The organism is Sphingomonas lacusdianchii (genome assembly GCF_022664395.1).
Taxonomy (GTDB): Bacteria; Pseudomonadota; Alphaproteobacteria; order Sphingomonadales; family Sphingomonadaceae; genus Sphingomonas; species Sphingomonas lacusdianchii.
Genome location: NZ_JAKRET010000004.1, coordinates 293082 through 312757, shown reverse-complemented (window position 1 = coordinate 312757; position 19676 = coordinate 293082). Strand labels below are relative to the sequence as shown.

At 67.9% G+C, this 19676-nt stretch carries 18 protein-coding genes and 1 pseudogene; 9 read left to right on the top strand and 10 right to left on the bottom strand.

Translation table 11 applies throughout. From position 1 onward, the window contains the following. Positions 1-113 precede the first annotated feature (113 nt). Positions 114-779 (top strand): annotated as a pseudogene (locus MF607_RS08105) (IS3 family transposase); the annotation flags it as partial. Positions 780-810: 31 nt separating this feature from the next. Here the strand turns inward: MF607_RS08105 and MF607_RS08100 are convergent. From MF607_RS08100 to MF607_RS08075, 6 genes are all read right to left on the bottom strand, one after another. Further along, complete coding sequence (locus MF607_RS08100) at positions 811-1572, bottom strand: flagellar hook-basal body protein (protein WP_242117238.1); 762 nt, start codon at positions 1570-1572, stop codon at positions 811-813. After that, positions 1569-2216, bottom strand: a complete 648-nt coding sequence (locus MF607_RS08095; RefSeq protein ID WP_242117237.1) for a flagellar hook-basal body protein — start codon at positions 2214-2216, stop codon at positions 1569-1571. The genes MF607_RS08100 and MF607_RS08095 overlap by 4 nt, the downstream gene beginning before the upstream one ends. Before the next feature lie 510 nt (positions 2217-2726). Then, on the bottom strand, positions 2727-3077 hold the full coding sequence (locus tag MF607_RS08090) for a hypothetical protein (protein ID WP_242117236.1): 351 nt from the start codon (positions 3075-3077) through the stop codon (positions 2727-2729). Between the two features lie 80 nt (positions 3078-3157). Continuing rightward, complete coding sequence (locus MF607_RS08085; protein ID WP_242117235.1) at positions 3158-4459, bottom strand: amidohydrolase family protein; 1302 nt, start codon at positions 4457-4459, stop codon at positions 3158-3160. Beyond that, entirely contained in the window at positions 4456-5865 is a 1410-nt protein-coding gene (locus MF607_RS08080; protein WP_242117270.1) for an amidohydrolase, read from the bottom strand. The genes MF607_RS08085 and MF607_RS08080 overlap by 4 nt, the downstream gene beginning before the upstream one ends. A 42-nt stretch (positions 5866-5907) precedes the next feature. Next, positions 5908-6714 carry a DUF7847 domain-containing protein gene (locus tag MF607_RS08075; protein WP_242117234.1) on the bottom strand — a complete coding sequence of 269 codons (807 nt, stop codon included), beginning with the start codon at positions 6712-6714 and terminating at the stop codon, positions 5908-5910. 122 nt (positions 6715-6836) lie between these two features. Here MF607_RS08075 and MF607_RS22910 point away from each other — a divergent pair, with 122 nt between their 5' ends. From MF607_RS22910 to MF607_RS08035, 8 genes are all read left to right on the top strand, one after another. Further along, positions 6837-7511: a DUF4129 domain-containing protein gene (locus MF607_RS22910; RefSeq protein ID WP_242117233.1), complete on the top strand. Its 675-nt coding sequence runs from the start codon at positions 6837-6839 to the stop codon at positions 7509-7511. Then, entirely contained in the window at positions 7508-8731 is a 1224-nt protein-coding gene (locus MF607_RS08065; RefSeq protein WP_242117232.1) for a hypothetical protein, read from the top strand. Before MF607_RS22910 ends, MF607_RS08065 begins: the two co-directional genes overlap by 4 nt. After that, positions 8728-9684 (top strand): AAA family ATPase, encoded by a 957-nt coding sequence (locus tag MF607_RS08060; RefSeq protein ID WP_242117231.1) that lies wholly within the window; start codon positions 8728-8730, stop codon positions 9682-9684. The genes MF607_RS08065 and MF607_RS08060 overlap by 4 nt, the downstream gene beginning before the upstream one ends. Further along, complete coding sequence (locus MF607_RS08055) at positions 9681-10910, top strand: DUF58 domain-containing protein (RefSeq protein WP_242117230.1); 1230 nt, start codon at positions 9681-9683, stop codon at positions 10908-10910. Before MF607_RS08060 ends, MF607_RS08055 begins: the two co-directional genes overlap by 4 nt. After that, complete coding sequence (locus MF607_RS08050) at positions 10907-11893, top strand: stage II sporulation protein M (RefSeq protein WP_242117229.1); 987 nt, start codon at positions 10907-10909, stop codon at positions 11891-11893. Before MF607_RS08055 ends, MF607_RS08050 begins: the two co-directional genes overlap by 4 nt. Continuing rightward, positions 11886-12779 (top strand): RDD family protein, encoded by an 894-nt coding sequence (locus MF607_RS08045; RefSeq protein WP_242117227.1) that lies wholly within the window; start codon positions 11886-11888, stop codon positions 12777-12779. The genes MF607_RS08050 and MF607_RS08045 overlap by 8 nt, the downstream gene beginning before the upstream one ends. A gap of 47 nt (positions 12780-12826) precedes the next feature. After that, positions 12827-14596 (top strand): sensor domain-containing diguanylate cyclase, encoded by a 1770-nt coding sequence (locus tag MF607_RS08040; RefSeq protein ID WP_242117226.1) that lies wholly within the window; start codon positions 12827-12829, stop codon positions 14594-14596. A gap of 70 nt (positions 14597-14666) precedes the next feature. After that, positions 14667-15335, top strand: coding sequence for a hypothetical protein (locus MF607_RS08035; protein ID WP_242117225.1), 669 nt, complete (start codon positions 14667-14669; stop codon positions 15333-15335). Positions 15336-15346: 11 nt separating this feature from the next. Here MF607_RS08035 and MF607_RS08030 read toward each other — a convergent pair whose 3' ends face one another. The 4 genes from MF607_RS08030 to MF607_RS08015 all read right to left on the bottom strand — a co-directional run bounded on the left by MF607_RS08030 (position 15347) and on the right by MF607_RS08015 (position 19503). Next, positions 15347-16186, bottom strand: coding sequence for an HpcH/HpaI aldolase/citrate lyase family protein (locus MF607_RS08030; RefSeq protein WP_242117224.1), 840 nt, complete (start codon positions 16184-16186; stop codon positions 15347-15349). After that, a complete protein-coding gene (locus MF607_RS08025) occupies positions 16183-16632 on the bottom strand; it encodes a MaoC family dehydratase (RefSeq protein ID WP_242117223.1) in 450 nt (149 codons plus the stop codon). The genes MF607_RS08030 and MF607_RS08025 overlap by 4 nt, the downstream gene beginning before the upstream one ends. Continuing rightward, positions 16629-18488 (bottom strand): acetyl/propionyl/methylcrotonyl-CoA carboxylase subunit alpha, encoded by a 1860-nt coding sequence (locus tag MF607_RS08020; RefSeq protein WP_242117220.1) that lies wholly within the window; start codon positions 18486-18488, stop codon positions 16629-16631. The genes MF607_RS08025 and MF607_RS08020 overlap by 4 nt, the downstream gene beginning before the upstream one ends. Positions 18489-18600: 112 nt before the next feature. Next, entirely contained in the window at positions 18601-19503 is a 903-nt protein-coding gene (locus MF607_RS08015) for a DUF3088 domain-containing protein (RefSeq protein WP_242117218.1), read from the bottom strand. Positions 19504-19676 lie beyond the last annotated feature (173 nt).

Sequence of the window (19676 nt, the reverse complement as noted above, 5' to 3'; positions counted from 1 at the left end):
GAGAGGCCGGCGATCTGGCGCCATGCTGAGGCTGGACCCGTCCTGACCTCGAAGACGACAACGATGCGCAAAAGAAGATCGACTACGAGCACCTTGGCAAACGGCTTGACCGATTAGACGACAAGCGGGTGGAGCGGATCTGGCGGCGCGAGGGTCTGAAGGTGCCGCAGCGGCAACCAAAGCGCGGGCGGCTGTGGCTGAACGACGGCTCGTGCATCCGGTTGAGGCCGGAATATCCAGGGCACGTCTGGGCTTACGACTTTGTCGAGGAGCGTACCCACGATGGGCGCAAGTTCCGCATCCTGACCATCATCGACGAGGCCAGTCGCGAGTGCTTGGCGCTGGTCGTGTCACGCCAGCTCCGCCACGAAGACGTGCTGGCCGCGTTGGCCGACCTGTTCATTGAACGCGGTCCGCCAGCGCACATCAGATCGGACAATGGCAGCGAGTTCATCGCCACCGCCGTCCAGACCTGGCTCGGACAGATCGGTGTGAAGACGCTCTACATCGCCCCGGGCTCGCCTTGGGAGAACGGCTACAACGAGAGCTTCAACGGCTCGCTGCGCGACGAACTGCTCAACGGCGAGATCTTCTACAGCCTCGCCGAGGCCAAGGTTCTGATCGAGGCGTGGCGGCGCCACTACAACACCGTCCGGCCACACAGCAGCCTCGGCTACCGCCCGCCGGCCCCGCAAGCGTCGACACCGCCATTGCCGGTCTCCGGCTCCGCTTCGCTCCACCTCCGCCCGGCAATGGCGGCGGACACAACAATGCACTAACAATCACCCCGGACCACCCGGTGGGGGCTGCTCAGTTCGCGATCCCCATCATCTGGTCGGCCGCCTGCAATATCTGCGCGTTGGCGGCATAAGCGCGCTGCACCAGCATCATCCGCACCATTTCCTCGGTCAGTTGCACGTTCGATCGCTCGACCGCGCCCTGGATTACCTGCCCAGCGCCATCCTCGCCGGGCACCAGTTCCTCCAGCCGCGTGGCGTCCGCCACCCGGTACAGCCCGCCGTCCATGCGGGTCACGTCCGCCGCATCGTTCAGCCGCACCAGCCGGATCTGCCCCAGTTCGACCGGCGCGGTGCCATCGGCCCCCTGCGCCCGCACCGTGCCATCGGCAGCGATCGTCAGTGCGGTCACATCGTCGGGCACGGTGATATTGGCCTTCAGCGCAAAGCCGCCCGCACCGGTCAGCAGGCCGTCGTCGCCGACCTTCAATCGACCGCCGCGCCACAGCACGCTCTGCCCGTCCGGCCCCATCAATTCGATGAAGCCCGTGCCGTCAATCGCGACGTCCATCGCCGCACCGGTCCGCTGCAATTCGCCGGGATCGTTCAGCATGAACTGCAGATCGAGCGCTACCCCGGCCAGTGTCGGCGCCGCCGATTGCAGGTCGGCGGGCAGCAAGGTCGCATCGGGTCGGCTGGCCACCACATCGGCAAAGCGTATTTCCGACCGCTTGAAACCCGACGTGTTGATGTTCGAGATATTGTTGGCGATCGCGTCGAGCGCCAGTTGCTGGGTGCGCAGTCCGATCGCGCCGATCTGATAGGCGTCGCTCATCCCTTGCCTCCGAAGGTGGCGGCGGCGCGGCCCATCAGTTCGTCATATAGCTGGATCAGCCGCGCCCCGCTTTCCGCCTGCCGCAGCGCGACCATCGTCTGGGTCATTTCATCGCCCAGCGTCGCGTTCGACGCTTCGAGCATACCGGTCCGGACCTCGGCCCCGTCGGTATCGACCATCGCCTGTCCGGCAAAGAAGCTCTCGCCGACCGCCGTCATTCCCGCCGGATCGTCGCAGCGTTCGACGGCGATGCGGGCAAGGTCGATTTTCGCACCGTCGAGCACCAGATCGCCGCCGCCCGACTGTTGCAGGACATATCCCTGCGGCGTGACCAGCGCGCCATCGGCGTCACGGCGGAACTGTCCCTGTCGGGTATACAGCATGCGTTCGCCATCGCGGACGCGGAAATAGCCGTCGCCACTGATCGCCATGTCGAACGGATTGCCGGTCTCGGTCAGTGATGCCTGCGCCGCATCGATCCGCGTCGCCAGCGCGACCTCGCTACGCGCCGCGACCGTGTCGGCAAAGCCGATCCGCCGCTTATAGCCGGGCGTCGCCACGTTCGCGATATTATGTGCGGCGACATCCAGCCGTGCCTGCGCCATGCGCATCACCGCCGTCGCCGAATCCACCAACCCCGTCATGCCCCGTTCCCGCCAAAGCCGCGATGCGACGCTGATGCCGCAGCGTTTAGCGAACGAACAGGAGAAGCCAATCCGGTTCGGAGCGGCGTTTCCTCCGATCCGGATGTGATAGGGTTTGCAGGTGAAAAGCCGCAGGTTGTTCCGACCGCGCGGAACGCCGCCGCGAAAGGTTCAGGTTAAAGGCGGATCACCATGTAGCGATCCTGCGGCCGTCCCGATCAAGAAAGTTTAACTATCGTCACCAGGCTCGGCTCGGGCTCTCGCTTCTTCTTCGACCGGAACCGCAAAGCGGCACCCCGGCTCAAGTCGAGACCGCTGCGAAAGTCGCGATCACCTGAAAACTCCCGTACCCCGGCGAAGGCCGGGGTCCAGTTGGCAAGGCTTTTCCGTACCTTACCAACGTCCGCCAACTGGGCCCCGGCCTTCGCTGGGGTACGAGGAGGGACTTTCGCAAAGGCCTCGATCAAGTCCGGGATAACGATATCAATTACAATCAGAACGAGGCCAACCTCACCGCTGCGCCGCCGGCTGCGGGGTGAAGCTGGTCACGTTCGCCATGCCGTTCGCCCCGAATGTGATCACATGCCGCGATCCTTCCTGACAGGTCGCGACCCAGCTGCCCGGCTGTTCGCCGCGTTCGGCCGAGGTCACGCCCTGACACGGCAGGCCGGCATCGCGGATCGCGCGGATGAACACCGCTTCGCGCTGGCCGGGAGCGAGCGCATCGACCTTTGCCGACATCTCCGACGCTTGCTGCGCATTTGCCATTGCCGCCTGATTGGCCGCCGCCTGCTGCTCGGCGCTCGGCCCGCAGGCCGCCAGCATCAGCGATCCACCCAGCATCACCAGCAACCCACGCATCTTTCCGTCTCCCAAAGGTACCGCCGACGCGGCGACTGTCCGTTTCGGACAATCGACGACCGCGCCGACGGTTCCCGGGATCAGCGCTGATACGCCTTGGGCAGCCCCTGTTCCTCGGGCACCAGATAGCGGTCGCGCAACCGCGTCTGGCGGTTGGTCAGCGGCTGTTCGACGCCGTCGATGAACAGCTGCGTCGGCACCGACCCGATCTCCAGCGGGTCGCCGTCCCAGATCACCACGTCGCCGCGCCGGCCGGCGGCGAGCGTCCCGATCTCGCTTTCCATGCCGATCGCGCGGGCGGGCAGCGAGGTGATCGTCGCGAACGCCGCCCCCCAATCCAGCCCGGCCGCACCCGGAATCTTCGACAACGCGACCAGATTGCCGGCATATTGCCGCACCAGCCGTGCCTGCCGCGCCTCGTCGTCGCCGATCATGCCGATGCCGACGGTTACCCCCGCCGCCTTCATCCGCCCGATATTGGACTGGGTCGCGGCCAGTTGCTCGAAGCTTGCCGGCAGGTCGGCCAGCGCGCTGGCGAGCACCGGCACGCCCGCCGCCGCGATCTGTTGCGCCACGGTCCAGCCTTCGGCAGCGCCCACCAGCACCGGCTTCAGGCCCGGAAACTCGCGCTTCAGGGCGAGTACGCCCAATATGTCGGATGCCCGCTCGACATGGATCAGCAGCGGCACTTGTCCCGACAACACGCCCTGCAACGCCTGCGCATCGGTGCGGGTCAGCAGGGCTTCCTTGCCGCGATCGACGAAGCTCGCCGGGTTGCGGCCATAGGCCTGCGCCTCGAACAGCGCGTTGCGGAACATCGCCATCGCCGCCGGGCGGCTGCCGCCCGCGGCACGTGCGCCCGCCTCGCCCCATTCCATGAACTGGAACGCGCGCGGGCGGGTGACCGCGTCCATGTCGTTGCCGAGATCGATGACCGCGCCCTGTCCGGCGAAGATCGATCCGCCATTGTCGGGCGCGACCACCGCGCGGGTGACGCCGTCGGTGCGGTTGATCGCGATCGGCGTCGCGCGCGGGTTCAGGCCGGCCGTGACGTCGAGGCCCGCATTGAACACGCTGTCGCGCGCCGAGGCGTCGTTGGTCGGGCCGACTCCGTCGACCTCGACGATGCCGAGCCGGGTGAAGCCCGCGACGATCCCCGGCGTGACATAGCGCCCGCCCGCATCGATCGTCTTTCCGCCGGTGGAGGCGCCGCCGCGCCCGGCCGACACGACCCGCCCGCCGCGAATGACGACGGTGCCGCCCTCGACCGGCGCCGATCCGTCGCCCAGCACCAGCCGGGCATTGGTGATGGTCACATCCTGCGCAGCGGCGGGAAGAGCGGTGCTGCCGGCAAGCAATGCGGCAAGGATCAGGCGCTTCACTTCACATCCCCTTCGCCCGGCTGGCCAAGTTCGAAATCGGACACCGGCCGCAGCCGCGGATTATTCGCGTCGTAGAGCAGCGCGCCATCGACCCACACCATTTGCGGGCGGGTATAGACGCTGAACGGATCGCCGTTCCACAGCACGACATCGGCCATCTTGCCCGCCTTCAGCGAGCCCGTCACCTTGTCGATGCCCAGCGCCCGCGCGGGGTTGATGCCCAGCCACGTCCATGCATGTTCGGGCGTCACCGGCATGCCGGCGCGCTTGGCCGAGGCCATCACCTTCGCCACTTCCTGATTGAGCCGCTGGATACCGTTCGCGTCGTCCGAATGGATCATCGCGCACGCGCCCTGCTTGTCGAGGATCGGCAGATTCTCGCCGATCCCGTCATAGCTCTCCATCTTGAAGCCATACCAGTCGGCCCACACCGCCGAACACACGCCGCGCGCCTTCAACAGATCGGCGATCTTGTAGCTTTCGACGGCGTGGTGGAAGGCGGTGACCTTATACCCCATCTCCTGCGCCATATCCATGACGATCGCCATTTCATCGGCGCGGTAGCAATGGTTGTGGACCAGGATCTCGCCGTCGAGCACCCCGCGCAGCGTGTCCATCGCGAGGTCGCGCGCCGGCGCTTCGCCGCCATCGGCCTCATATTTGTCCCACTTGCGGTCATAGTCCTTCGCGCGCAGCCATGTCGCGCGATCGACCGCGAGGTTGCCCATCCGGGTCGAGGGCATCCGCCCCTTCGACCCATAGACGCGCTTGGGGTTCTCGCCGCACGCCATCTTCAGGCCATAGGGCGCGCCGGGGAACTTCATCGCCTGCATCGTGCGGCCATAGACGTTCTTCAGCGTCACCGACCGCCCGCCCATCAGGTTCGCCGATCCGGGCAGGATCTGCAGCGTCGTCACCCCGCCATTGGTCAGCGCGCGTGAGAAACCGGGGTCCTGCGGCCAGACGCTGTGTTCGGCCCAGACGTCCGCAGTGACCGGCCCGGTCATCTCGTTGCCGTCGCTATGCGCCTCGACGCCGGGGCTCGGATAGTCGCCCAGATGGCTGTGGACGTCGATGATGCCCGGCGTCACCCATTTGCCCTGCCCGTCGATCACCGTCACGCCATCGGCCGGCGCGATCGACTGACCGACCTCGACGATCTTGCCGTCGCGGAAGAGCACCGATCCCTTGTCGATCCGCCCGCCCTCGCCGTCATAGATGGTGACGTTGGTCACCAGCGTCGCCCGCCCGGGATAGGCACGATAAGTCGACGGGTACGGGTCATGGTCATAGCCCTTGCCCGCCCCCGGCCCCTTGCCCGTGCCGGCCGGCGCATCGGCCGACGCCGACCGCACCTCGCTTTTGTCGCCGGTACAGGCGACCAGCCCGGCGGCGAGCGCCACCATCGTCAATGTTCGGATCACGCCTTACTCCCTTTGTTATATCGTTCAGGCGAACACCGCTTCGAGGTCATGGCTGCCCATGCCCTCCTTCGCGGTGCGCGCCTCGTGATAGACGGCGGCGGTGCCGGTGGTCTGCAACATGCCCGCCAGCGCACTGGTGACCAGATCGATGGCTGCCTTGGTCCAGCTACCGTCCTGCGCCGCGACCGAATGGGCCAGCCCCGCGGCCAGTCCCGTAAACAGCGACCAGAGGACCGCGACGATGACCAGCAGCAGCAACAGTCGCCACCGCATCCCGTTCAGCAATTCGCCGCTGCGCGCGAAACACTCGAACACGCCACGTCCTTCGTTGGCCAGTACTGGCAACACGACGAACCAAGTCAGCATCAGGACGATGCCCGGGATCACGAGCATCAAAAACCCGGCGAGCAGCCCGATCGACATCAACACGATCAGCACCAATCCCGGCAAAAAGCGCCGACCCGCCATCGTCAATGCCGCGTGCAGGTCCGCCGGACGTCCGGCCAGCCCATCGAGCGCGATCGCAGTCAGGAACAGCTGGATGAACGGCCAGAACAACAGCCATGCCAGCCCCACCCCGCCGGCACCGATCCATTGCACGATGGTATTGCCGGGGAATAGCGGCGGCAGGAGCGACAGCGGCATGTTGAGCACGACACTGCCGATCAGAAAGACGGCAGGCGCGGCACCGATCGCGGAAAAGCTGTTCGATATCACCCGCCCGATGCCGAAGCTGTAGGGCGAATGCCGCCCCTCGCGCCACGCCCCGAACAGGAACGCGCCGAAGAACAACACCGGCAGCAATACCAATATGAACGTTGCGGCCAACATCACACGCCCCCCGATGCCTGCCCCGGCATCGACCGAAAGTCTGGGTGGAAAAGCGTTGCATGTAAATCGGCGATTTGCTCCAAGCAGGGCACACGCCGCGGGGGCGTACCGAAGGGACCGACGTGGCGCGGGGGCAGATCGCGGACAGCGTGAACAATGCCGCGTCGGCCGCGCCCGCGATCGATTCCGACCGCGTCACGGCGGCATGGAAGGCGATCCGCGCCGATCCGTCGATCCAGTTCAACCTGCCGCCCAAACCGATCGAGCCGCGCGAGCCGCCGCCCGGCTGGCTCGAACCGGTGCTGCGCGCGATCGGCAGTTTCATCCAGTGGGTCGGCGGCGGATGGCAGCTGATCCTGTGGATCATCGGCATCGCCATTGCCTTGGCGCTCCTGTTCGCGCTGGTGCCCGGCCTGCGCGACTGGCTGCGCGAGCGCTTCGCCGGCAAGATCCCGACCGAAGAACCGCAATGGACGCCGACCGAGACGTGCGCCCGCGCGCTGCTGGAGGATGCCGACGCGCTCGCCGCCGCCGGGCGGTTCGACGAAGCGGTCCACCTGCTCCTCTTCCGCAGCATCGACGACATCGTCGCATGGCGCGGTGACGTGGTCCGCCCGGCCGACACCAGCCGCGACATCGCCCGGGCCGACGCGCTGCCCCCGGCCGCGCGCGGCGTGTTCGCCGGCATCGTCGCGGCGGTCGAACGCAGCCTGTTCGGCGGGCGCGCCCTCGACGATGGCGACTGGCAACGGGCGCGCGCCGACTATGCCGGTTTCGCGTTGAAGGATGGTCGGTGAACCAGTCCTCGCCCTTCGCCGTCCGCACCGTCATCCTCCTCGTGATTGGCGGCGCGCTGCTGCTGCTCGCCTCGATCCTGATGTCCGGGTTCGGCGAGGAACTGTCGCGCGCCATCGGCGATGCGCCGGCTGCCGATCGCAAGGACGGCGCGGGCTTTCACGCCTTGCGGCGGCTGGTCGATGCGGTGCAGCCGGCCGAGCGCGACGACAAGGATACGCTCGACAACCCGGCGATCCTGATCCTGACCCCAACGGAAACGACGCGTCCGGAGGATATCAAGACGATCGTCGACCGGCGCATCGCCCTCGCCAGCGCAACGACCGGCGGCGACGACTTCGTCGAGCGGGAGGGCCATCCGCTGATGCGCTTTCCTACCCTCATCATCCTGCCCAAATGGCAGACCGAGGCAATTCCGTTGGGAGGAGGAAAGGTCCGTCGTACGGGCGTCGTGAACCTCAACCGTGTCGAGAAACTGGTCCCCGCCGAGATCGAATGGCATCACGAAGACCGGGAGAATGTCGGGGTCAGTGCCGACTATCCCGAAATCCGCCCCTTCGCCGTGCCCGACCGCCAACTCTATGCAGTGAAGGGCGATACCGTCGAACCGCTCATCGGTGCGCGTGACGGCGCGGCGATACTGGGACAGGTCGGCAGCAGCGACACGTTCGTGCTGGTCGATCCCGATCTGGTCAACAACCGTGCCATGGCCGACGAACGCAATGCGAAGGCGGCGCTCGCCATGCTGCGCGCGATCGATCCCGAACATGACGGGCGCGCGGTGTTCGACCGCTCGCTCCATTACACCCGCGGCGACCGCAATCTGGTCAAGTTGCTGTTCCTGCCGCCCTTCCTCGGCGTGACCCTCGCGCTGATCGCCGCCGCGATCCTTGCCGGCATCGCCGCCGCCGGACGCTTCGGCCCGCCGGTCGCCGATCCGCGCGGAGTGGCGCTCGGCAAGCGGGCGCTGATCGACAATATCGTCGCGCTGACCCGGCTGGCGCGGCGCACCGCACGCGCGGGCGAACGTTATGCCGATACGATGCTGGAGGTGACGTCGCGGCGGCTGCTGGCGGGGGAGATTCCCTCGCCCGAACGGCTCGACCGCATTCATCCCGGCTACTCTGAACTCGACCGCCGCCTGCGCGATGCCGACACCGAAGCGGAGGCATTGGCTGCGGCGAAAGACCTGCACGCATGGAAGAAGGAAACAGGCGCATGACGCTCGACGAGGTACGGTCGCTGGGATCGGCGATCGACCGGGAGATCGGCAAGGCAGTGGTGGGACAGGCGGACGCGGTCCGGCTGCTCACCATCGCCTTGTTCTCGGCCGGTCACGTCCTGCTCGAAGGACCGCCGGGCACCGCCAAGACACTGCTCGCGCAGAGTTTCGCGCGAACACTGGGCCTCGATTTCGGCCGCATCCAGTTCACGCCCGACCTGATGCCGGGCGATATCATCGGCTCCAACCTGTTCAATTTCCAGACGTCGCAATTCGCGCTGACCCGCGGACCGGTCTTCTGCGAATTGCTGCTCGCCGACGAAATCAACCGCACCCCGCCCAAGACGCAGGCGGCGCTGCTCGAGGCGATGCAGGAACGCCGCATCACCATCGACGGGCGCACCGAACAACTTTCGGACCGCTTCACCGTCGTCGCGACGCAGAACCCGATCGAACAGCAGGGCGTTTATCCGCTGCCCGAGGCGCAGCTCGACCGCTTCCTGTTCAAGATCGCGATCGGCTGGCCCGATCTGGAGGCCGAACGCGCCATCGTCGCCCAATATGGCACCCGCACCGGCACGCCCGCCCCGCAGGATTCGGGCGTCGAACAGGTCGCCGATGCCGGCGCCATCGCCATCGCGATCGACGCGGTCGGACAGGTGCGGCTGGTCGACGAGGTCATCGACTATATCGTCCGCCTGATCCGCGCGACCCGCGAACATGGCGACCTGTCCTCGGGTGCCTCACCCCGCGCCGCATCGGCGCTCGCGGCGGCGGCACGGGCGGCGGCGGCGCTCGACGGACGCGATTACGTCCTGCCCGACGACGTGAAGACGCTGGCCGCCGCGCTGCTGCGCCACCGCCTGATCCTGTCGCCCAGCGCGGAGATCGACGGCCGCCGGATCGACGATGTCGTCGCCGGGCTGATCGCATCGGTCGAAGCCCCACGATGATCGTTCCCAGCCCCCGTGCGATCCAGCTGACCGCGCTCGCCGCGCCGGTCGGCCTCGCATTGGGCGTGCTGGCCCCGGCGGCATGGATCGCCGCGCCGATCTGGATCGTCGGTGTTCTCGCACTGATCGTCGCCGACGCCATGCTGGCGAAACAGCCGGCGACCGCGCTGCCCGACCTGCCGACGACGCTCAACATCGGCGAGACCTTCCGGCTGGGTGGCACCGACCTCGCCGCCGCGATCGACGGTCCGGTCGAACGCGCCGCCCCCGGCGAGTATCGCGCGGTCCGGCGCGGCCGGGCGCGACTGCATCGGCTGTGGACGCGGCAGGCCGGTCCGCTCGGGCTGGCATGGCGGCAGACCAGCCGCAAGACCGATCGCACCATCGCCATCCTGCCCGACATTCGCCCGGTCCGCGATCAAGGGATGCGCCAATATCTCAACAGCGTGTCGGCCGGCAATCGCCTGCGCCGCGACCATGGCGACGGGCAGGATTTTCAGGTCCTGACCGATTTTCAGGCGGGCATGGAGCGCCGCTCGATCGACTGGAAGGCTTCGGCCCGCCACGCGTCCTTGCTGGCGCGCGAATTCCATACCGAACGCGACAATATGATCGTCTTCGCGGTCGATGCCGGCCGTGCGATGACCGATCCGGTCGGCGACGTGCCGCGCATCGATCGTGCGGTGTCGTCGGCGCTGCTCGCGGCCTTCGTCGCACTCAAATCGGGCGACCGGGTGCGGCTCTATTCCTTTGCCGCCCGGCCGCAGGTCGACAGCGGCAGCATCGCGGGCGGCACGCGCGGCTTCGCCCGGTTGCACCACGCCGCCGCCGATATCGATTACGGCGTGGAGGAGAGCAATTACACGCTCGGCCTCGTCACGCTCGACCAGAAGCTCGACCGGCGCGCGCTGGTGGTGCTGTTCACCGAATTCACCGACACGACCAGCGCCGAACTGTTGCTGGCGGCGGCGCAGCGGATGTTGAAACGCCACCGCGTGCTGTTCGTCCTCTTCCGCGACCTCGAACTGGAGGGCGTTCGCGATGCCGTGCCCGATCGCGCCGACGACCTCGTCCGCGCCAATGTCGCCCATATGTTGCTGCGCGAGCGGGCGATCGTCGTCGAACGGCTGCGGCGCATGGGCATCGACGTGATCGAGGCATCGGCGGACGCGATGCCGCTCGCGCTGGTCGAACGCTATGTCAGCCACCGGGAGCGTGGACGATGAGTGTCAACTTCGGCGCCCATCATTTCCGTCACGAACGCGAGGCCGACTGGGCGCGTCTGGAGGAACTCCTCGACAAGCTGGAGGCAAAGTCCCCCCGCCGCCTGTCCGACGACGACCTGATCGACCTCCCAAGACTTTACCGCGCGACACTTTCGTCACTTTCGATCGCCCGCGCCACCTCGCTCGACGCCTCGCTGGTCGGCTATCTGGAGGCGCTGTCGACCCGCGCCTATTTCGCGCTCTATTCCGCCCGCGAACCTTGGGGCCGGCAGGTAAAGGCTTTCTTCACAACGCATTGGCCGCGCGCGGTCCGCGCGATCGCATGGGAATTGCTGCTGTCGATCGCGCTGCTGCTGCTCAGCGCCGTCGCCGCCTATCACCTCGTCCGCACCGATCCGGCATGGTATTCGGCGATGATCTCGCCAGAACTCGCCAGCGGCCGCGACATGAACGCCACTGCCGCGACCCTGCGGGAATCGCTCTACGGCAAACCGGGCAGCGCCCCACTGGAAATCTTCGCCACCTCGCTGTTCACCCATAATTCGCAGGTCGCGATCCTTGCCTTCGCGCTCGGCTTCCTGTTCGCCATCCCGACGATCATCCTCGCCGTACAGAATGGCGCGATGGGCGGCGCGATGTTCGCCGCCTTCGTGCCGCATGGCCTTGGCTGGGGGTTGTTCGCGTGGCTGATGATCCACGGCACGACCGAAATCGCCGCGATCGCCATCGCCAGTGCCGCCGGCATTCATATAGGCCGTGCCGTCGCCTTTCCCGGCGACCGATCGCGCATGACGGCAGCGGCGGAGGCCGGGCGGCGCGGTGCGATCGTGATGATCGGCGTCATCCTGATGCTGCTGGTCGCCGGGCTGCTGGAAGGGTTCGGCCGGCAACTGGTCAATGACGACGGCGCACGCCTAGCGATCGGCGGCGGGATGCTGGCGTTGTGGATCGTGTATTTCAGCTTCGGCGGCCGGCGTGGTTAAACGACCCCGCAAGCCGCGTGTGCCGCGCACGCTCGACCGGCAACTGGTGACACCCGAAGGGGTACCGCTCAACCTCCGGCTCGGTTCGGCAGGGGCGCGCGCGGGCGCGTTCACGATCGATGCGATCATCATGCTCGCCATCCTGATCGGAACGACGCTGCTGATCGCCGCGCTGGCGATCGGCGGCCCCAAGGGTGCGCAGTCGCTCTACGCGATCGTCTGGCTGCTCGGCTTCTTCGTGCTGCGCAACTTCTATTTCGTCCTGCACGAAGCCGGCCGGCGCGCGGCGACGCCGGGCAAGCGGCTGATGAAGCTGCGCGTCGTGTCGCGTGACGGCGCACGGCTGACCGGTGCTGCGGTCCTCGCCCGCAACCTGATGCGCGAGATCGAGGTGTTCCTGCCGCTCGCCTTTCTCGGCTTCGCCTTTGCCGAAGGAATGGCATCGCGCTGGACGGCGGTGCTGGCGCTCGGCTGGGCGCTGATCCTGTTGTTCCTGCCGCTATTCAACCGCGACCGGCTGCGCGCGGGTGACCTGATCGCCGGGACATGGGTGGTCGAGCGCGAGGTGCGCAAGCTGGGCGAGGATCTATTGATCCAGACCGCGCACGAAAAGGACCGTGCCCGGATCGCACCCTTCACCGCCGCCGAGCTCGATGCCTATGGCGCGTTCGAACTGCAACGGCTGGAGGACGTGCTGCGCCGGAACGACCGGGCCGACCTGTTCGCGGTCGCCGGAGCGATCCGGCGCAAACTGGGCCGCGCCGACGACGGTGTCGACCTTGCCTTTCTCGAAACCTATTATGGCGACCTGCGCCGCCATCTCGAACGAAAATTGCTATTCGGCCAGCGAAAGCGCGACAAATTCGACCGTAATGGTTTGAACTGACGGCGATTTATACGCCGCATTAACCGCGCTGCGCCACCGTCCGCGGCATGTCGACTAGAAATCACAGGATCGGGATCGCGCTTTTTTCAGGGCTGATCTATTTCCTGTCGGCGTTGCTGACGATCGATCCCGTTCTCGATCGGGGTGTGGCGACGATGTGGCTGGCTTCCCCGGCACTCCTCGCGCTGTTGATCGTACGGTCGCGCCGCGAATGGCGCGCGATCCTGATCGGTGCGACGATCGCCAGCCTTGCGGCATCGGTCGTGCTGGGATGCGGCATGATCGCCGGGCTGCCGATGGCCGTCGGCCGGATTGGCGAGGTCGTGGTCGCCATTTCGCTGTTCCACCGGATGAAGATGCGCCGCGGCTTCCTTGGGACGCTCGCCCGGATCGGGCGTTATGTTCTGGCGATCGGGATCGTCGCGCCGGCGCTGGGCGCGACGATCGCCGCCAGCGTCGCCGCCCTGTATCATGATCAAACCTTCGCGCAGCAGTGGCGGACGTGGTTCGTAGGCCATGGGCTGGGGATGATCGCCCTGACGCCGCTGTTCGCGATGCTGTTCTCGGGTGCGATCCGGCGCTGGTGGCGTGGCGCGGCGCTGCCGCTCCGCGGCGAGGGCGTGATCCTGCTCGCCGCGACGGCGATCGTCGCAACGGGCGTCTTCGGGCAGGACCGCCTGCCGTTGCTGTTCCTGCCGATCCTGCCGGTGATGCTCACCACCTTTCGACTGGGGCTGATCGGTGCCGCGACCTCGACGACGATACTGGCGGCGATCGGCGGCTATGCGACGCTGCATGACATGGGTCCGACCAATTTCCTTGGCGGCGACCTCCATCTTCGGCTCGAATTCCTGCAACTCTACATCGCCAGCACGGTGTTGACCGCCTTTCCGGTCGCGGCCGATCTCAGCCGGCGGCAATCGCTCTACCGCCGGTTGCGCGAAAGCGAGGCGCGCTATCGCCTGCTGGCCGACCATTCGAGCGACATCGTCCTGAGCCTCGACCGGCGCGGGCGTATCGCCTATGTTTCGCGCTCAATCGAACCGGTCGCGGGCAAGTCGCCGGGTCAGCTGATCGGCACACGAGCGCTCGAGCTGGTGCATCCCCTCGACCGCGACCTGGTGCTGGTGGCGCACCGCGATGCGATCCATGCGCCGACGGGTACACAGATCGTCGAATATCGGGCGCAGCTCGCCGGAGATGCGCTGTGCTGGTTCGAAGCGCATACCCGGGCAGTGACCGATGAGCATGGCGCGGTCACCGGCACGGTCTCGATGATCCGCGACGTGTCGCATCGCAAATCGCTGGAGGCCGAATTGTCGCGGGCGGCGTCGACCGATCCGTTGACCGGCCTCGTCAATCGGCGCGTGTTCGATGCGGCATTGGCCGCGCGCCTCGACACCGCGGCCAGGGGCGGTCGCGGCGGCTGCGTCGCGGTGTTCGACCTCGACCATTTCAAGGCGGTCAACGACCGGTTCGGCCATGCCGCAGGCGATCATGTCCTGCAATGCTTCGCGCGGATCGCGCAAGGCGTGGTGGGCGAGGACGATGTCGTCGCGCGGTTGGGCGGTGAGGAATTCGGTATCCTGTTCCCCGACGCCGACATCGCTCGTGCCCAGCATCTAAGCGAAAGGCTGCGCGCGACGCTGGCGGCGAGCCGGCTGACCCACGACGAAATATCAGTCGAACTGACGGTCAGCGCCGGGATCGCGACCATCGACGCCGGGGCCAGCGCCACTGCGGTGCTGTGCGCCGCCGACCGTGCGCTCTACGTCGCAAAGGCGGAGGGGCGCGACCGGCTGCGTCTGGCCGCATGACGGCGCGGTGGCGATGGCGGCGCAATTGGTGATAGGGTCGACGACCTTGGACGAGCAAAGGAGGCGCGGAGTGCGCGAGACATGGTATCGCGACCCGCGATTGGGACTGGCGTTGGCGACGGTCGCCGCGATCGTGGTGGGTATCGCCGCCGGATCGACCGCCGAACCGTTGTGGCGCGTGCTGCTGCTGGCAATGGCCGGGTTCGCGCTGATCGGATGGGGCTGGTTCGCGATCCAGGGCATTGGCTGGTTGTGGCGGCGACCCGACCGGCGCGAGATCCTGCAGGCGCTGACGCTGCAGAATGCGCAGCAGAACTTCAACCAGGCGGCGTGGGGCCGGTTCGATCGCGATGCGACGATGCTGCGCATGCTGCTGGCGGAACGAGCGCTGATCCCGATCGAGGCCGAACTGGTCCGCCATGCCATGGCGGTCGAGCAGTTCACCGCGGTGGCCGAGGCGCTGCCCGGTTTTTCACGCTCGGCGGCCTATTGGTACGATATCGCGTCACAGGGCCATGCCGGCCTGCCGCACGCCACTCCCACGCCCAGCGCGACCGCGCTGGAGGAAGCCGCCACCGACCTGCCCGCGACGCCGCTGTCCGACGACGACCGGCGCGCTGCGCTCCATTATCTGGCAGTCCGCAAGCGGCTGACCGCCGACCGGGCACTGGTCGAGCGCGAACGCCGCGCCGCGCTGCGCAAGCTGGCCGCACCCCCGCCCTCGATCCCGGGCGAGTAGGACGGCCTGCGTTACGCGGCGCCCAGCACCCGGCGGGCCTGTTTCAGATGCGGCGCATCGACCATGCGGCCGTCGACCTGCAACGCGCCGACATCGGGCTGCGCGGTGAAGGCATCGACGATCGCCTGCGCCCGCGCGATGGCTTCGGGTGTCGGTGTGAAGGCGGCATTGATGCCGGCGACCTGTGCCGGGTGGATCGCCATCATGCCGGTAAAGCCGTCCCGGGCCGCCCGGGCGGCATAGGCAACCAACCCCGCTTCGTCCCGGATCGCCGGATAGACGGTATCGATCGCCGCCACCCCGGCCGCGTGCGCGCCGAACAGGGTCAGCGAGCGGGCGAGTTCATAGGGTGCGGTATAGCGACCATCGTCCTCGCGGGCGGTGGTCGCGCCGATCGCGGCGGGCAGGTCCTCCGCCCCCCAGGTCAGACCGGCAAGGCGATGTCCGACGCCTGCATAGCTGCCGAGCTGGAAGATCGCCGCCGGCGTTTCGGTTGCGATCGGGAGCAGCAGGAGATCGGCAAGGCCGCGCTCGGCGAGCAGGGTATCGATGCGGGCGATCGTCGCCGCGCCCTCGGCCTTGGGCACCACGATGCCGTCAGGTCGGGTGCCGACCAGTGCGTCGAGGTCGCCGACCGTTAGCGCCCCATCGACCGGATTGATGCGGACGAAGCGCGGGACCGCCGCCGGTTCGCCGAGCCAGTCGGCGACGGCGGCACGGGCATCGGCCTTGGCAGAGGCGGCGACCGCATCCTCGAGATCGAGGATCAGCGCATCCGCCCCGCTCGCCGCCGCCTTGGCGAAGCGATCGGGCCGGTCGCCGGGCACGAACAGCAGCGAACGCAGCCTCATGGCCGGCGCTTCAGCAGGGCGCTGCGCAGGCAGCGGCAGACGATTTCGTCGCGCTGATTGTGCAGTTCGTGGGTGAAGGTGACGATGCCGGCATCGGGGCGCGAGCGGCTGTCCTTCAGCGCGGTGACCTCGGTCATGGCGCGCAGCGTGTCGCCGAGGAAGACCGGCTTGGGCATCACCAGCTGGTCGTAGCCGAGATTGGCGACCAGTGTGCCAAGCGTCGTCTCCCCGACCGACAGCCCGACCATCAACGCGAAGGTGAAGGTGCCGTTGACGAGGATCTGCCCGAACTCCGACGCCCTCGCCGCCTCCGCATCGATGTGCAGCGGCTGCGGGTTGTGGGTCATCGCCGAGAACAGCAGATTGTCGGTTTCGGTCACCGTGCGGCGGATCGGGTGGTCGATCCGGTCGCCGATGTGCCAGTCGTCATAATAGCGTCCGGTCATGCGGAGTCCTTGTCGATACGGGCGAGGACGACGCCCTCCGCGACCTGCGCGCCTTCGCGGGCGGACAGGTCGGCGACCACGCCGTCGAACGGGCTGAGCAGCGCCTGTTCCATCTTCATCGCCTCCAGCACCACCAGCCGCTGACCGGCGATCACCCGGTCGCCCGGCGCCACCGCGACCGCGACGATGCGACCGGGCATGGGCGACAGGATCGCGCCGTCGCCGGCACTCCCCGCCCCGCCCTGCCCCGCGACCGGCGCGGCGAAAGGAAAGGCCTCGCCAGCGGCGAACAGGACGCGTTCATGGGCGACCTGCGCGACCTGCCCCGCTGCGCCCGCCGGTGCGAGATGGGTCGTGCCGCCGATCGAGACCGCGATGCGGGTGTCGGGTTCGGCGTTGAGGCGAAAGCCGGTCAGCGCCTGCCACGGGTCGGCCCTGTCGGTCGCGATCAGGGCCGCCGCAGCGCCACCAATTACCGTTGCGGGCGGGGTGCCGGTCGGGACCAGCGTCTCCAGATGGCGTTCGATGAAGCCGGTATCGATCCGCGCGGCCACGAAATCGGCATTGCCGGCACAGCGGGCGAGGAAGGCGGCGTTGGTGCGGACCGGCCAGACCTGTACCTCCGACGCGGCCCTGGCCAGCGCGGCAGCGGCGGCGGTGCGGGTCGGGCGGTGGACGATCAGCTTCGCGATCATCGGGTCGTAATGCGGCGTCACCGCATCGCCCTGCCGCACCCCGGCATCGACACGGATATCGTCAGGAAGCTTCAGGTGCGTGAGGGGGCCGGTCGAGGGCAGAAAGCCGGTCGTGGGGTTTTCGGCATAGAGGCGTGCCTCCATCGCCCAGCCGGTGATCGACAGTTCGTCCTGCCGCAGCGGCAGGGGTTCGCCAGACGCGACGCGGAGCTGCCATTCGACGAGGTCGGTGCCGGTGATCGCCTCGGTCACCGGGTGTTCGACCTGCAGCCGGGTGTTCATTTCCATGAACCAGATGCGGTCGGCGCTAAGTCCCTGCGATCCGTCGGCGATGAATTCGATCGTCCCCGCCCCGACATAGTCGACCGCGCGGGCGGCGCGGACCGCGGCTTCGCAGACGGCGGCGCGGGTCGCGGCGTCCATGCCGGGGGCCGGCGCTTCCTCGATCACCTTCTGGTGGCGGCGTTGCAGCGAGCAGTCGCGTTCGAACAGGTGAACGGCGTTGCCATGGGTGTCGCCAAAGACCTGCACCTCGATATGGCGCGGAGAAAGAATGTATTTTTCGATCAGGACGCGGTCGTCGCCAAAGGCGGCGGCGGCTTCGCGGCGGCAGCTGTCGAGTGCTTCGAGAAAGGCGGCGGGGGCGTCGACGCGGCGCATCCCCTTGCCGCCGCCACCGGCCACGGCCTTGATGAGCACGGGGTAGCCGATCGCGTCGGCCTCCGCCCGAAGCCGGTCAGGGGACTGATCCTCGCCCAGATAGCCGGGGGTGACGGGCACGCCGGCGGCGATCATCCGCGCCTTGGCCGCGTCCTTCAGCCCCATCGCCCGGATGGCGGATGCGGGCGCGCCGACCCAGATCAGGCCGGCGGCGGTAACGGCTTCGGCAAACTCGGCATTTTCGGACAGGAAGCCATAGCCGGGATGGATCGCCGCCGCGCCCGTCCCCCGCGCGGCGGCGAGGATTTTGGCGCCGTCGAGATAGCTTTCGCGGGCCGGGGCCGTGCCGATGCAGACGGCCTGGTCGGCTTCGGTGACGAAGGGCAGGCCGGCATCGACGTCGCTGTGGACGGCGATGGTGCGGATGCCGAGGCGGCGGGCGGTGCGGAGGATGCGGCGGGCGATTTCGCCGCGATTCGCGATCAGGAGCGATTCGATCACCGGACGTCCCCGAAGGTGACGAAGGTGCCACGTAGAAGGCTTTCGCGAGCGGTCGCGGCGACGCGCCCGGCGGGCGGGACAGGATAGGTCGGAGGAAGCGTGTAGGAAAGCGTCATGGATGCGCCTCCGGGAAACCGTGACGGATATGGAGCGCGTGGAGCAGCCCCTTGAAGTCGCTGACGAAGCGGGTGTCGCCGTGACGGCCGTCCGCAAGGGCGGCATCGGCACCCGGGGCGAGGACCAATAGCGGCAGGTTCTGGTGCGCCTCTCCCACTACCGCGATCACCGCGTCGCGGGGGCGCGGATAGGGGATGCGGATCACCTCCAGCTCGGACGCCTTGTCGGGGAAACGGGCCAGCAGGCCGTCGATGGTGACACAGTCGCGGCAATAGAAGCTGCGGCCGGGATAGGCCGGGTCTTCGAATTGCGGGTCGAGCAGATAGAGGCGGTCGCGCATGGGCTGTTCCGTAGGGATAGGGTCGGCGTCGGGATCGACGCTGGTCGGGGACGAAGCGGGCGGCTGTGGCGTGAAGTCGACGCGCGGGCCGAGCATTGCGGCAGCGGCGAGCGCGAGGTCGCGGGCGCTAACCTCCGGCGCGGACGCCGGATTTGGCTGAAACGCATCGGCGATCGCGGCGCGCGCGGTGACCGGATCGGGCGCGAAGGCGGCGGCGAGACGCTGGGCGATCGCCTCGGCCTGGGCAGTGGTCGCCTTCGCCTCGGGCGTCAGCGTGCCGCCGTCGCGGGGGTTCGGGGCGGCGGCAAGCTGCGCCTCAACTTCGGCGGTGACGCGGGCGACGGTGTGCAGGAAGCTCGACAGCGCGGTGCCCGGCGGCAGGCTGGCGATGGCGCGGGTGACCATGGCGAGGATCGCGTCATAGGCGACGCTATCGATGCCGGTGTTCGGGTCGGGGGTGAAGCCGGACGCCGGCCCGGTCGGGGTCTTTGCCGGGGTGAAGGCGGGTTCGGTCGGCCCGGTCGGGCGGATCGGGGGGAGGTTGGAGATGGTGGTCATGCGGCCGCACCTTCCCCAAGCGGGCCGTACCCCGGCGAAGGCCGGGGTCCAGTTACGGGCCGGCGGCGGTCATTCGGTAAGGTTCCCCAACTGGGCCCCGGCCTGCGCCGGGGTACGTCCAGTGGGTTGGGCGAGGTCCTGCCTCGAACGATCGCGTGCCCCGGCGCGGGCGG

Bases quoted from the DNA above. Each gene is read 5' to 3' on its own strand.
- MF607_RS08095 (WP_242117237.1), bottom strand. From the start codon at position 2,216: ATGACGGGGTTGGTGGATTCGGCGACGGCGGTGATGCGCATGGCGCAG.
- MF607_RS08055 (WP_242117230.1), top strand. From the start codon at position 9,681: ATGATCGTTCCCAGCCCCCGTGCGATCCAGCTGACCGCGCTCGCCGCG.
- MF607_RS08050 (WP_242117229.1), top strand. From the start codon at position 10,907: ATGAGTGTCAACTTCGGCGCCCATCATTTCCGTCACGAACGCGAGGCC.
- MF607_RS08100 (WP_242117238.1), bottom strand. From the start codon at position 1,572: ATGAGCGACGCCTATCAGATCGGCGCGATCGGACTGCGCACCCAGCAA.
- MF607_RS08075 (WP_242117234.1), bottom strand. From the start codon at position 6,714: ATGTTGGCCGCAACGTTCATATTGGTATTGCTGCCGGTGTTGTTCTTC.
- MF607_RS08025 (WP_242117223.1), bottom strand. From the start codon at position 16,632: ATGACCGGACGCTATTATGACGACTGGCACATCGGCGACCGGATCGAC.
- MF607_RS08080 (WP_242117270.1), bottom strand. From the start codon at position 5,865: ATGGTGGCGCTCGCCGCCGGGCTGGTCGCCTGTACCGGCGACAAAAGC.
- MF607_RS08040 (WP_242117226.1), top strand. From the start codon at position 12,827: ATGTCGACTAGAAATCACAGGATCGGGATCGCGCTTTTTTCAGGGCTG.
- MF607_RS08015 (WP_242117218.1), bottom strand. From the start codon at position 19,503: ATGACCACCATCTCCAACCTCCCCCCGATCCGCCCGACCGGGCCGACC.
- MF607_RS08090 (WP_242117236.1), bottom strand. From the start codon at position 3,077: ATGCGTGGGTTGCTGGTGATGCTGGGTGGATCGCTGATGCTGGCGGCC.
- MF607_RS08030 (WP_242117224.1), bottom strand. From the start codon at position 16,186: ATGAGGCTGCGTTCGCTGCTGTTCGTGCCCGGCGACCGGCCCGATCGC.
- MF607_RS08060 (WP_242117231.1), top strand. From the start codon at position 8,728: ATGACGCTCGACGAGGTACGGTCGCTGGGATCGGCGATCGACCGGGAG.